At 66.1% G+C, this 12,820-nt stretch carries 9 protein-coding genes; 4 read left to right on the top strand and 5 right to left on the bottom strand.

The annotated features are described in order from the left end of the window. Nucleotides 1-546: 546 nt before the first annotated feature. The 4 genes from ACHFFA_RS07815 to ACHFFA_RS07800 are packed head-to-tail and all read left to right on the top strand — an operon-like array spanning nucleotide 547 to nucleotide 3,807. A complete protein-coding gene (locus tag ACHFFA_RS07815) occupies nucleotides 547-1,188 on the top strand; it encodes an SRPBCC family protein (RefSeq protein WP_394270282.1) in 642 nt (213 codons plus the stop codon). Continuing rightward, the gene (locus ACHFFA_RS07810) at nucleotides 1,188-2,381 is read left to right on the top strand and encodes a zinc-dependent alcohol dehydrogenase (protein WP_394270281.1); all 1,194 of its coding nucleotides are present in this window, start codon (nucleotides 1,188-1,190) and stop codon (nucleotides 2,379-2,381) included. Before ACHFFA_RS07815 ends, ACHFFA_RS07810 begins: the two co-directional genes overlap by 1 nt. Continuing rightward, nucleotides 2,371-3,156 (top strand): SDR family NAD(P)-dependent oxidoreductase, encoded by a 786-nt coding sequence (locus ACHFFA_RS07805; protein WP_394270280.1) that lies wholly within the window; start codon nucleotides 2,371-2,373, stop codon nucleotides 3,154-3,156. The genes ACHFFA_RS07810 and ACHFFA_RS07805 overlap by 11 nt, the downstream gene beginning before the upstream one ends. A gap of 39 nt (nucleotides 3,157-3,195) precedes the next feature. Continuing rightward, the gene (locus ACHFFA_RS07800; protein WP_394270279.1) at nucleotides 3,196-3,807 is read left to right on the top strand and encodes a PRC-barrel domain-containing protein; all 612 of its coding nucleotides are present in this window, start codon (nucleotides 3,196-3,198) and stop codon (nucleotides 3,805-3,807) included. Here the strand turns inward: ACHFFA_RS07800 and ACHFFA_RS07795 are convergent. From ACHFFA_RS07795 to ACHFFA_RS07775, 5 genes are read right to left on the bottom strand one after another with little or no spacing between them, the layout of a single operon-like run. Beyond that, nucleotides 3,804-6,143 carry a glycosyltransferase gene (locus tag ACHFFA_RS07795; protein WP_394270278.1) on the bottom strand — a complete coding sequence of 780 codons (2,340 nt, stop codon included), beginning with the start codon at nucleotides 6,141-6,143 and terminating at the stop codon, nucleotides 3,804-3,806. The genes ACHFFA_RS07800 and ACHFFA_RS07795 overlap by 4 nt on opposite strands. Further along, entirely contained in the window at nucleotides 6,140-7,216 is a 1,077-nt protein-coding gene (locus ACHFFA_RS07790; protein WP_394270277.1) for a zinc-binding alcohol dehydrogenase, read from the bottom strand. Before ACHFFA_RS07790 ends, ACHFFA_RS07795 begins: the two co-directional genes overlap by 4 nt. Continuing rightward, a complete protein-coding gene (locus tag ACHFFA_RS07785) occupies nucleotides 7,213-9,270 on the bottom strand; it encodes a glycosyltransferase (RefSeq protein ID WP_394270276.1) in 2,058 nt (685 codons plus the stop codon). Before ACHFFA_RS07785 ends, ACHFFA_RS07790 begins: the two co-directional genes overlap by 4 nt. Next, nucleotides 9,267-11,642, bottom strand: coding sequence for a UDP-galactopyranose mutase (gene glf / locus ACHFFA_RS07780; protein ID WP_394270275.1), 2,376 nt, complete (start codon nucleotides 11,640-11,642; stop codon nucleotides 9,267-9,269). Before glf ends, ACHFFA_RS07785 begins: the two co-directional genes overlap by 4 nt. Then, nucleotides 11,636-12,814, bottom strand: a complete 1,179-nt coding sequence (locus ACHFFA_RS07775) for a glycosyltransferase (RefSeq protein ID WP_394270274.1) — start codon at nucleotides 12,812-12,814, stop codon at nucleotides 11,636-11,638. Before ACHFFA_RS07775 ends, glf begins: the two co-directional genes overlap by 7 nt. Between the last annotated feature and the right edge of the window lie 6 nt (nucleotides 12,815-12,820).

Below are 12,820 nucleotides of genomic sequence, written 5' to 3'. Positions count from 1 at the left end.
TGCTTCCCTGTTCCGGCTAATTATTTTCCCTGCTTTGCGCGCAGGGAATTTGGCTCAGGAACCGCGGAAATCTGCGGGTTTGCAAGCAATCGCGACGTCTCAGGTAGGGCGGAAATTTCCGTTTTCCCTGTAGATTCCCTGCAAAACAGGGAAATCAGGGATGAGACCGGTTCGCACTGGACTGCGTCGCGCACCAATCCTTCAAAAATGTAATATCCGCACCCTGGGTGGGTTAGGCAGCCCTGACCCCGCCCGCCATGTGCGCCTGTCTCGATGGCGTGACGGGCGGGTTTGATCCGCTTTGCCTAAGCACCTCCCGAACCATCTTGCGATGGTTGGGGAACTGGCCTGTGAGGGTTCCGTTAACCTTGCGCCGGTCCGGGCGCTTGCTTTCCATTGCATGCTTGTCGCGGACCGGTGCCGCCCGCCCGACGCTTCGGCAAAGTGGGCTCGCATCCTTGATGGAGCGACGAGCGGCCAGTGCAAATCGCCGCGGCGGCCTGGTGCGGCGCCCGCCGCCACGGCGACAGGAACGGAGAATTGCCGGTGAGAGACCATCGAACAAACGCTGGACGGGTGCTCGGCGCAAGCCTTGCCCTGGGGCTTGCAGGGGCGGGGGCCGCCCTTGCCTATACCCGCAAGGTGAAGGCCGAGGCCGAAGGCACGCGGCTGACCGATTACGATCCCGATGCGGATGCCGTGCGCACCGTCACGATCCGCAAGGAGCGCGGCGAACTCTACCGTTTCTGGCGCGACTTCACCAACCTCGAGCAGGTGATGGAAAATCTCGAGGCGATCCGCCCCGGCGATGCCGAGGGGGTCAGCGAATGGGTGGTGCGCGCCCCGATCGGGCGGACCGTGACGCTGCGCACCAGAGTTACCGAGGACAGGGACGGCGAGACGATTGCCTGGGAATCCGTCGAAGGCTCGGACATCGCGACCCGCGGACGGGTAAGCTTTGCCGATGCGCCGGGCGACCGCGGGACCAGGGTCACCTTGCAGATCGACTACGATCCGCCGGCGGGCGAGCTCGGCCGGCTGTTTGCCAAGCTGTTCCGGCGCGAACCGGCGATCCAGGCCCGGCATGACCTCAAACGATTCAAGATGCTGATGGAGACGGGCGAGATCGCGACCTCCGCCCGCCGCCGCGAAGACACGCGCGCTGCGCGTCAGAAGGAGACTGCATAATGCGCGCATTGACCTGGCACGGAACCCACGACGTCCGCGTCGAGACCGTCGACGATCCGGAAATCATCAACCCGCGCGATGCGATCATCAAGATCACCTCGACCGCGATCTGCGGCAGCGACCTTCACTTGTACGACGGCGTCATTCCCGGAGTGATGCCGGGCGACATCCTTGGTCATGAATTCATGGGCGAAGTGGTCGAGACCGGCAAGGACAGCACGCTCAAGAAGGGGCAGCGCGTCGTCGTTCCCTTCACCATCGCGTGCGGTGGATGCTTTCATTGCAAGGTGCAGCAGTACAGCGCCTGCGACAATTCCAATCCGGCGGAAAAGCAGGACATGTCGGCGGCGCTCTATGGCCAGCCGATGTCGGGCCTGTTCGGTTATTCGCACCTCACCGGCGGCTATTCCGGCGGACAGGCGGAATATGTCCGTGTGCCGTTCTCCGACGTCGGGCCGCTGGTTGTGCCCGAACATCTGGAAGATGAGAAAGTTCTGTTCCTGTCCGACATCCTGCCGACCGGGTGGATGGCGGCGGAGAACGCCGACATCGAGCCTGACGATACCGTGGCGGTCTGGGGCTGCGGGCCGGTGGGACTGTTCGCCATCCAGTCGGCCATCGTCATGGGCGCGGCGAAGGTCATCGCGATCGACCATTACCCGCATCGCCTCGAGCTCGCCCGGAAGCTCGGCGCGGAGACGATCAACTTCAAGGAGGTGAACGTCCGCGAGGCGTTGATGGAAGCCTCGGGCGGCATCGGCGTCGACGTGGTGATCGACGCGGTCGGCATGGAAGCCCACGGCTTTGCGATCGACAACGTGCTCGATACCGTCAAGCAGACGATCGGGATCGGTGCCGATCGTGCCGCGGCGCTCAAGCAGGCGCTGCTGGCAGTGCGGTTCGGCGGCAAGGTCTCGATCCCCGGCGTTTATGGCGGGATGACGGATAAATGGCCGCTCGGCGCGATGATGGAGAAGGGTCTCCAGATCCGGTCGGGCCAGACCCATGTCCAGAAATACACCACGAAGCTGCTCAAGATGATCGAGGACGGGAAGCTCGATACGACCTTCCTAATCTCGCATCGGCTGCCGCTCGAACAGGCGGCGGAAGGCTACAAGAACTTCCATAGCGAGCAGGACACCTGGACCAAGGTCGTTCTCAAGCCGGGCATGGCCAGCGCCGATGCCGCGTAAGCTGAGCGGTTTCGCCATCGTGACCGGTGCCTCATCGGGCATCGGTCTCGAACTCGCCCGGCTCGTCGCCCGGGACGGGTGCGACATGCTGCTGGTCGCCGACGAGAATCTGTCTGATGCCCGGATGCAAATCCGCGCCGCCGGCGCACGCAAGGTCGAGGTGCTGGAGGCGGATCTCGGCACGGACGAAGGAATCGAAGCGCTGCTCGAGATCGTTCAGAGCCGGCAGGTCGACGTGCTGGTGGCCAATGCCGGCGAAGGGCACGGCGGCCGGTTCCTGGATCAGGACTGGGGGCAGATCGGGCATATCATCGCGACCAACCTTACCAATACCACCCGGCTCGTCCACGCGGCCGCGCGGCAGATGGAACAGCGCGGCGCAGGACGCATCCTCGTCACCGGTTCGATCGTGGCCGACATGCCGGGGACGTTCAATCTGACCTACAACGCGACCAAGGCTTTCGTCGTCAAGTTCTGCGCCGGTCTTGCCGAGGAACTGGCGGAAAGCCCGGTAACCCTGACCTGCCTCTTGCCGGGAGCGGTCGACACTGCGTTCTTCGACAAGGCGGGCATGCGCGATACACTGGTCGGCAGGGGGCCCAAGTATTCGCCCGCCGATGTCGCACAGGACGGATACGACGGGCTGGTCAATGGCCGGCGCAAGGTCGTCAGCGGCCTGTTCGCGCGCCTGCAATACGGCGTTGCGGATGTCCTGCCTGACCTGGTGGTGGCGAAGCTGCACCGGATCATGGCCCGGCCGCTGCACCGCCGCTAAAGCCGCCGGCAGCTTGGACGAAGAACGGGGGACTTACCGGTGAACGGCGAAACCATCGCGCAATATCTGGCCCCGGCGGCCACGATGATCGCAGCCATGATGACGGCCGCCAACCTCGGCGCGCGGATGACCGGATCGGGCTTCGTGGTGTTTACCATCGGCTCGCTTGCCTGGACATTCCTGGGCTTTGCCGGCGGGCAGACCGAACTGATCGTCACCAACGCCTTTCTTACACTCGTCAACATCGTCGGCATCTGGCGCTGGCTCGGCCGGCAGAGAAGTTACGAGGATGGGGCCAAGGCCGCCTCGGCGAAGTCGCGCCGCTCGCGCGGGCCGACACTGATGCCGGCGGCGGGCATCGCCGCCCTGCCGCTGGTCGACGAAGCGGGCGAGAAACTGGGCCACGGGGTCGATATCCTTCTCGGCTGCGACGATAGCCGGGTAAGCTACGTCGTCGTCGGCTTGAGCGCCGGCGAAGGGCTGGGCGAACGGCTCGTGGCGCTCGGCCCCGAGGATATCGCCCTTCAATGCGACCGGCTGGTGCTCAAGCGTGACGGCGCCTGGCTCGACGCGCAGCCGGCATTGCCCGATGGCGACTGGCCCGATGCCGAAGAGGCGCTGGGCGGGGCAGGACGCGCGGCGGCCGCCTAGCCGGGATTGGCTGCCAGCGTCCGCACATCGGGCATGGCGGGCGGTGCGCGGGTGTCACCAGCTGCCGGCTCCACCGCCCCCTCCAGAGTGCGGCGGACGCGGGCGATAGCGGCCCGCGAGGGGGAGTGGATCGTGCGCTGCCCGTCGGCCGTCATGTCGATCGGACCATTGGGGCAATAGCGCTCGTCGTCCCATCCCACATGGCCGAGCACCGGGTAGAGGCAGATACCTTCGACCGGCACCCCGCGCGCAATGGCCGCGGCGACTTCGCTGCCGACATAATCGATCCAGGCCTCGCGCTCGTCACCCTCGATCCCGGTTTCCGAAATCATCAGCGGGCGACCATAGCGCGCGTAAACCTCGGCCAGCAGGTCGCGCAGCGGCCGGCGGTGAGGATCGGTCCAGGCAATCGGCCCTTGCCCGTGAACCCACTGGTTGTTGTGATAGAAGTTCACGCCGACCACGTCGAGCAGCGACGGCTCGCCGCCGATCTGCGGCCAGGCATAGCCGGCGATCATGTCGAATGCCTGATACTGGGCATGGCGATGCCCTTCGGCATGAGGCGTCGAGGCCGCATCGTGCGGATGCGGAAAGACATGGATCATCGGCTCGCAGGTGAAGAAGCGCGTATCGGGATGCGCCTTGCGGATTGCCCGGGTCGCCATGATCGCCGCCCGCGACAGCTGCACCTTCAATTCATGCCCGCGGCCGTGGGCGAAGGGATTGAGATAACCCACGTCGCCGCCACCCCAGGCGAAAAAGCTGATCTCGTTGATCGGGCACAGGTGCATCGGCCCGCGCGTGTCGCGCGAGATTCGGTCCGCCGCGGCTAGGGCGAATGCGGTGAAGCGGGGAGCAAAGTCGGCGTCCCACAGGTCGAGCCAGTCGGGATAGCCGTAATGCATGATGTCCCAGATGACGGTCATCCCGCACTCGCGGGCGGCGGCGAGCTGCTGTTCGGCGCTAGACCAGTCGTAGACCCCCGCCTGCTGTTCGATCAGATGCCAGCGCAGTCCGTCGCGAACGGCGCTCATGCCCAGGCTGGCAGCAAGGCGATAATGTTCGCCTGCGCGCCGATCGTGCTGGCTGAGCGCGATCATGTCGCGCCGCTCCCGATCGTGGGCGCGGCGGTGCGAGGAGCACTCGAACCCGCCAAGGACGGGCGAGGCGAACAGGCCGCCGGTCCGCTGCGGGGTGCGTTCTGCGGCAACCTCGGCAAACAGACGCTCCCATTGCGGGATGACCGCGGCGGTCGAATACTCGGCTTCGATCTTCTGTCGCAGCGCCGCGCCCAACCGCTGGCGCAGCGGCTCGTCAGCCGCAAGGCGGGCGATTGCGCGCGCCACGGCGGGGGGATCCTCGTGGGGCACGAACAGGCCCGAAACCCCGTCCGCGATCTGTTCGAGCGCGCCATTGTCGGGCGTGGCGATCACCGGCAGGCCGGCCGCACCGGCTTCCGCGATGACGTGCGGCATCCCTTCGCCGCGGGATAGCCAGACGAAGATGTCGAGCGCGCTCAGCAGTTCGGGAATATCCTTGCGGTCGCCGAGAAAGCGCAACCGCTGCCCCAGCCCCTTGTTCTCTGCCCGTGCATGAAGCGCCGCGGCGTATTCAGGCATGAAGGCATCGGGGCCGCCGATGACCACGAACCGGAGTGACGGATTGTCGCCGGCGAGCAAGGCCGCGGCATCGATGAAATCCTCGACCCGTTTCTTGGCATCGAGCCGGCCGACCCATCCCACCAGCACGTCATCCGCCGCAATGCCGAGCTGGGCGCGCGTCGCGGCGCGGTGGGCGGGATCGAATGACGAAAGATCGACCATCGAGGGAATCTTGAGCGCGTGGTGCTCGCGCCCTGGCATCCGGCCCGCCGCGGCGTCACGGATCGTGTCGCACACCCCGACATAGCGTTTGGTAAAATGCTTCGGCCCGGCCAGCGCCTCTGAGACGAGCCCACCATGCTCCATCAACGGCGGGCGGAGGTGCAGCCGCTCCAGCGCCGGGTAGATGTCGGCAACGTTCTGGCAGGAGACCACGACGTCATAGGCCGGGACGATCGAGGCGAGGTACGATATCGTCGCCCCGAAATCGAGCGCATAGGGCGTGGTATCGACCCGGACGCCCGCCGCCCGCAGCTGCTCATGGGTCTGTTCGGGCATCTCCGGCTTGCGGAAGCACGCCACCACGTCGATCCGGAACTGGGCCGGGTCGAGGTTTTCGGCCAGCAGCCGGACCTCGGTTTCCTCCCCGCCGACAACCAGCCAGGCGAACACGAACAGGATGCGCAGCGGCGCCGGCGGCTGCGGCGCCAGGTTACCCGGGATTGCCGCGGTCATGCGTAGGCGAACACGATCTGGATGAACTCCGGCCGTTCCGCGACAAGGTGCCGCAGGAAATCGGGCGCTTCGTCGAACGGGACGACATGGGTGATCAGCTGCTGGCGGATCGCCGCACCGCGGTCGGCGAGCAGGGCGATCGTTTCGCGCCCCAGCCGCTCGTGATCCCACAGCCGGTCCATCCCCGGGGGCACGCGTCCGATCTGGGCGCAGCGGATCGACAGCCAGTTGTGATGGAATTCCTCGCCCAGCCGCACCGCGTCGGCCCCGCCCTGGTAGAACGCGAGGTCGATCACGCAGCCATGCGGGCGCAGCGCCTTCATCGCGTTGTGCAGGCTTTCGCCGCTGGCACGGGTCTGGAAGACGAGATCGGCCCCGCGCCAGCGCGCCTTGGCATGATCGACCGCGTCCGCTTCGGTCATCGCGGCAAAGCCGAGGGTTTCGGCCCGCAGCCGGCGGAAAGGCGAGGGATCGGCGATCACCACCTCGCTCGCCCCGGCGCGCTGGGCGAAGAGCGCGGTAAAGAACCCGACGACCCCTGCGCCGAACACCAGCACCGGGCGCCCGGCCAGACTGCTGCCGAGCGTGGTGCTGCCGGCGCCGGCGAGCTCGTGATCGGCATAGAGCAGCCCGTTGGCCGCAATCGGACCCATCTGGCCGACATATACGCCGAGCATGGGATCGATTTCATCGGGCAGCACGAAGAAACGGTCGCGATCCGGCGCGATGACGTGCCCGCTCTTGTGGCCCCACGCCCCGGCAATGGTGGTTCCCGGAGCGACGCCGCGGGTCTCGCCCTCGATCACCATGCCGACTTCCATGTAGCCGACGAAGGGGACGGGGTAGTGCATCCCCGCCTCACCCGGCACGAACACCCGGCGCCCTTCGTCCCAGCGGGAATGAAGGTAGGGGTTGGTGCCTTTCATGAAGGTGAGCTCGGTGCCGGCGGAAAAGCCCGAATAGGTTGTCTGTACACGCAGTTCCCAGGGGTGGGGGTCGTGTTCGTCATAACCGGCGAAATACGGCTGCCCGGGCGCCTCGAAGCCGAGGCTGCGGATATGGCGCATGCTCATGCCGCCGCCTCCAGCCCGCGCGGCTCGGACTGGAGGCGCACGACCTCGCCCGAACAAGCGGAACGTTCGATCGCATCCATCACCCGCAAGGTCTCGACCGCATCACGGTAGGTGCAGCGGATCCGGTTCTCCTGCCCCAGCGCCGCTTCGACGAAGGCGCGGTCCTGATGCCAGACGGGGTCGGACTGGTTGTGCGTTACCGGGCGACCCGCGCCGACATCGATCATGACGTCGTGATCGGTCAGTTCGACCGCGAACCCGTCGCCGAACAGATGCAGCCCGACGCGGTGGTTCCACCCCAGAAGACAGGTCGCGGCAAAATTCCCGATCGCCCCGTCGGCAAAGCCGAGTGTTGCGGTCGAGGCGGTGGCGACATCGAGGCCGGGATGCGATCCTCGGTCGCTATGCTCGGCTAGGCCGTAGGCCGTCATGACGTCACCGCACAGATAGCGCGCGAGGTCGACGATATGGGTCGCCTGCTCGAGCATCTGCCCGCCTGATTTATCCTGCTTCCACCACCATTCGACCGGCGGGGTCGAATCGAGCCAGTAGCCCGAGATCAGGCGCGGACGCTTGCCGCCCAGTGCCTGCTCGACCGCGCCCAGCGAATCGAGCCAGCGCCAGTGATAGCCGACCCCGGTCACCAACCCGCGGGCCTCGACCGCACTGGCGATCCGTTCCGCCTCGTCGAGCGACAGGGCGACCGGTTTCTCGACGAAGAACGGCAGGCCGGCGGCGATCACCGCAGCCTCGATCGGGCCATGGGCGAAGGGCGGAACGCAAATGAACACCGCATCGATGTCGCCCGACGACAGCATCGTTTCCCAGTCGCCGAACACCCTGGCGCCGACATCCTCGGCGAAGGTCCGCGCCCGTTCTTCGTCGGTGTCGAACGCAGCGGCGATGCGGACGTCCTCCATGCTCTTGAGGACATCGCGGTGACGGCAGGCGATGCCGCCTGCGCCGACGAAGCCGATGCGAAGCTGGTTCAAGGGCGATCCTTTTCTGGCATGGGTCTGGTAAAGGGCATGGGTTTCGGCCGCCATGCGGGCTGCATCGAAATCGCGCTGCTGGCGTTGCTGCGCGGCGGCAGCACGGCGGGCAGCCTCCTCGGGCTGGTCGAGCACCTCGGCGATGGCATCGGCAAGCGCACGGGCATCGTCGCCCGCAACCAGCCGGGCAGTCGTCTCGTCCAGCGCCTCGTCGATTCCGGGGGCGGAGCGCGCGACGATCGGCAGGCCCGCCGCCATCGCTTCGAGGACGACCAGCGGCAGCCCCTCGAACTGCGAGGCGTGAACATAAAGGTCCGCTACGCCCAGCAGGGCGGCGGCATCGGCCCGGTGGCCCATCAGCCGCACGTAAGGCTCGGCACCGGCCCCCGCGATATGCGCCAGCAGCTGGTCCCGATCCGGCCCATCGCCGGCGAGGATCAGATCGACCGGGCGTCCTTCAGCCGCCAGCAGCATCGCCGCATCGATCAGCAGGCGCTGGTTCTTCTGTGCCGCGAGCCGCCCGATGTTCAGCAGCAGTGGCCGTGCGTCCAGCCGTTCGTAGCGCACCGAGACACTACTCGTCAGCGCGGGCGGGGCGATCCCGTTGCGGATCGTCACCGGGCGCTGTTCGACCAGCCCGCTTTCCTCATAGGACAGCGCTACCGCGTCGCTGACTGCGATGGTGGCGGCAAGATGGCGCGCGTTGCCGGCATATCGTTCCTTTTGCCTGGCATCGGTCAGCAGGAAGGGCAGGTGTTCGCTACGGATGACGGGCACGCCGGCAGCTGCTGCCGCCTCGACGATGTCATGTCCCTCCCAGCCGATCCCGGCGTGGACGTGAACCAGATCGAACGCGCCTCGCCTCAGGAAAGCCGTCAGGTGATCCGCATCATCGGGCAGCGCCTTGACCGCGTAGGCTTGCCGCGCCTCGGCGAACAGCGAGGTATCGCGCGGCGCGAGGAACACGATCTCGCAATCCGCCATGGCCCCGGCAAGGGTCAGCATATGCACGCCCATGCCGGATGGTGCGGCGCTATCGGTCGCCAGACAGATCCGCATCATTCCGCCGCTTTGGCCAGCGCGCCGCCTTCGGCCGGGGCCAGACCCATCCGGCGATAGGTCGCCAGTGCCTGGCCGACGACCTGGTCCATGTTGTAATACCGGTAATTGGCCAGCCGTCCGACGAACGTCACATCGGGCAAGGCGCGGGCCAATTCTTCGTACCGCTTGAACAGCTCCTGATTTTCGGGGCGGGGGATCGGGTAATAGGGGTCGCCCTCGCTGCTGGGGTACTCGTAGCTTATCGAGGTCGCCGGGTGGGACTGCCCGGTCAGCTTCTTGTATTCTGTAATCCGCGTGTACGGCACTGCCTCGTCGGGATAGTTCACCACAGCCACCGGCTGGAATTCTTCCACGTCATGGGTTTCGTGGCGGAATTGCAGGCTGCGATAGGGAAGCTTGCCGAAGCGGTAATCGAAGTATTCGTCGATCGGGCCGGTGAAGACCACATGCCCGGCCAGTGCGGCAGGATCGAGATCGGCAAACTCCGTCCCCAGTCGCAGATCGATCCCGGGATGGTCCAGCATCCGGGCGAACATCGCGGTGAAGCCAGCGGCCGGCATCGCCTGGAAGCTGTCCTGGAAATAGCGATCGTCCCGGTCGGTGCGGGTGGGCACCCGGCTGGTCACCGTCTTGTCGAGCTGGGCGGGATCAAGGCCCCATTGCTTGCGCGTATAGCCGCGGAAGAATGTCTCGTAGAGTTCCTGCCCCACGGCCGAGACCACGACGTCTTCTGAAGTGACGATCGGATCGCGCGGGTCCGCCCGGGCGGCGAGGAACGCGGCGGCAGATTCGTCGTCGGGCAGGTCGATCCCGTAAAGCTGTTCGAGCGTCGTCCGGTTGATCGGCATCGGAACCAGTTTGCCGTTCGCGCTGGCAAGGACGCGGTGTTCGTACTGGCGCCACTCGGTGAACTGCGAGAGGTAGTCGAACACCTCGCGGCTATTGGTGTGGAAGATGTGCGGGCCATAGCGATGGATGAGGATGCCGGCGGCGTCCTTTTCGTCATAGGCATTGCCGGCGATATGCGGGCGGCGATCGACCACCAGCACCTTCTGGCCGGCATCGCTCGCCAGCCTTTCGGCCATCACCGAACCGGCAAACCCCGCCCCCACGACCAGCGTATCGTAGGGCCGCGCGCGGCGCAGCAACGCCGGGGCGCGCCCAGAGGTATCATCCCGCCGCTTCCGATAGGCCCGCGCCATGAGGATGTTCATTTGCGCATGCGTCCGGTCCCAGCTGATCCGCTCGAGCCGCTGGTCGACCTCGTCCAGCCATGCGCCGCCGGCGGGCAGCGCACCGGCCTGTTCGACGGCGCTCGCAAAGGCCACGGCATTGCGGGCGATGGCAACGCCTTCCACCTCGCCCCAATCGGCGATGACATCCGCGATGGCGGTGGACACGACCGGACGGCCCCCGGCGAGATATTCGGGTGTCTTGGTCGGGCTGATGAAACGGGTGGCCTCGTTCAGGGCGAAGGGCATCAGCGCAACGTTCCAGCCACCCAGAACCTCGGGCAGCTGGGCGTAATCCCGCGGGCCGGACCAGACGATATTGGCGCGCCGGGGCAGCGATGCGGGATCGATCTTGACCACCGGGCCGACCATTTCGATCCGCCAATCGGGCAGGGCATCGGCAAGCTTCGCCACCAGCCCCAGATCGAGGCGTTCGTCGATCACGCCGAAATAACCGGCGGTGCGGATGTCGGGCTGGCGCGGGGCGAGGCTTCGCGCCCGCGCGAAATGCGCCGTATCCACGGCCGAGGGGAAGGCATGGACGTTGGGATTGCGGCTCTTCTTGGCTTCGTAAAGGCTGCGTCCGCCGGTGAAGACGACGTCCGCACGGGCGAGCAGCCGGCGCTCCTGTTCGATCAGCGCCGGGTCCGCATGGGCAAAGGCAGACAGCTCGTCCATGCAATCATAGACGATCAGTTCGACATCACCGTCGCCCTGGATGGGCATCATCGCAGGGGTGTAGAACCACGCGATCGGAGCGCAGCGAAGCGTCTGTTCGCAAAACAGGGCGTACAGTTCCTGCAAGGCGGCCATCTTGTCCTCGGCGGACCAGGAATGCGGCACCCGGGGACGCAACGAGGTGACATCGTCGCCCTTGAAGCGGTGGTATTCGAGATACGGGAGATGGTGATCGCACCAGATCGCCTCTTCCCAGATCCAGACCGCACGCTCGCGCGCGAACCGGCTCAACAGATGCTGCGGGCGCTGTCGGACGAAATCCCAACGCAGATGGGAAAACGCGACCAGTGGCACTTCTGGCGGCAGGGACAGCGGGATGGGTGAATCCGCGTGCACCGTTGCCGGCGTAGTGGCGAGTGACGGGGATTCGTTGGAGCTGCGGGAAAGCTCGTCTTTCAGCATGGCGACACCTTTTCGCAGGCCGGATTGTTGTGGCGCCCGGTCTTCGAGTGCCGAGCATCGTCGTAAAGCGAGAGGAAGCGGGCAGCGGTGACCGGCCAGCTCCATTTGGCGAGGGCAATCTCTCGCGGGCGATATGTCTCAATCCGTACAAGCATCGCTTCGATCGTCCCGGGCCAGTCCCCGGCGGCGGCAATCTCACCGGTTCCGGGAAGAAGATATTGCAGCCCGCAGCGCAGGTCGGAATTGGCCAGCACCGGCAGCCCTGCAAGCATGTATTCGGTGATTATGGCAGGTGCGCCATCATCGATGCCCGCGACTATGCCGATTTTCGCGCGGTTCATCAATCGGTTCACTTCGTCGAACGGGACAACGGGGGGCATCACGCAGTCGATCGGAAGTGCCCGCGCGGCGATCTCCTGGCGATAGGGTTCCGCCAGTTCGCCGTAGCCGAACACGCACAGAGCGCGCACCCGGCCGGCCAGCCGCTCGACCGCATCGAACAGGATATCGTGCCGCTTGTAACGCTGCGCGGCGGCGACATAGACGAGGTCGTAGTCCTTTTCGCCGTGCAAGGGGCGCAGCTGGTCGGTGGCAGCAAATTCGGGGCCGACAGGAAGGATGGGGGCCGGCGTTTCCGGGTGACGCGCGCGAATTTCGTCGGCCTGCCACTGCGCACCGGCCAGGACGACATCGAAATGGCGCGAAACCTCGAACGGCACGCGCAGGGAAGGCGCGTCGATCGAGTTGTAGACGATGACGGCCCCCTCGGCCGCCGCCAGCACCTCTTCCGACACACCGAGGCCATAGACGACCAGCAGGTCGGGTGGCCCGTGATCGCGCAAGCGCCGCGCCATCGCGGCATTGTCGAACGGTGCCTGTGGCTGATCCAGCGGAAAGGTCCGCCGGACCAGCCGTGAGGAGTGACGCACCGCGGTGCAGTGCGAGGTTCCCGTCGCATGGTGCCAGATCTCTGCCGTGGCAAACCGCCCCGCCGCGATCAGCGCCAGCGGCAGCCGTTCGAGATACCCGCCTTCGACCACGACCGATGCATCGAGGTCCGCACCCGCCAGTTGCTCATCAGCGTGGCACTGAAGGGCTTGCGGACAATGTTCGACCCGATCGGAAATGATGACGATCGTGCCTGTTCCTGCCGGCGGCGGCCGCCGGCTCATGCCGCC

The organism is Qipengyuania sp. (assembly GCF_043423005.1).
Lineage (GTDB): Bacteria > Pseudomonadota > Alphaproteobacteria > Sphingomonadales > Sphingomonadaceae > Qipengyuania.
Note: the sequence above shows the minus strand (reverse complement) of the source record. Positions and strands in the feature narration are given on the sequence as shown.

Coding starts and splice junctions, on each gene's coding strand:
- ACHFFA_RS07810 (WP_394270281.1), top strand. CDS start 1,188: ATGCGCGCATTGACCTGGCACGGAACCCACGACGTCCGCGTCGAGACC.
- ACHFFA_RS07805 (WP_394270280.1), top strand. CDS start 2,371: ATGCCGCGTAAGCTGAGCGGTTTCGCCATCGTGACCGGTGCCTCATCG.
- ACHFFA_RS07795 (WP_394270278.1), bottom strand. CDS start 6,143: ATGACCGCGGCAATCCCGGGTAACCTGGCGCCGCAGCCGCCGGCGCCG.
- ACHFFA_RS07790 (WP_394270277.1), bottom strand. CDS start 7,216: ATGAGCATGCGCCATATCCGCAGCCTCGGCTTCGAGGCGCCCGGGCAG.
- ACHFFA_RS07785 (WP_394270276.1), bottom strand. CDS start 9,270: ATGATGCGGATCTGTCTGGCGACCGATAGCGCCGCACCATCCGGCATG.
- glf (WP_394270275.1), bottom strand. CDS start 11,642: ATGCTGAAAGACGAGCTTTCCCGCAGCTCCAACGAATCCCCGTCACTC.
- ACHFFA_RS07775 (WP_394270274.1), bottom strand. CDS start 12,814: ATGAGCCGGCGGCCGCCGCCGGCAGGAACAGGCACGATCGTCATCATT.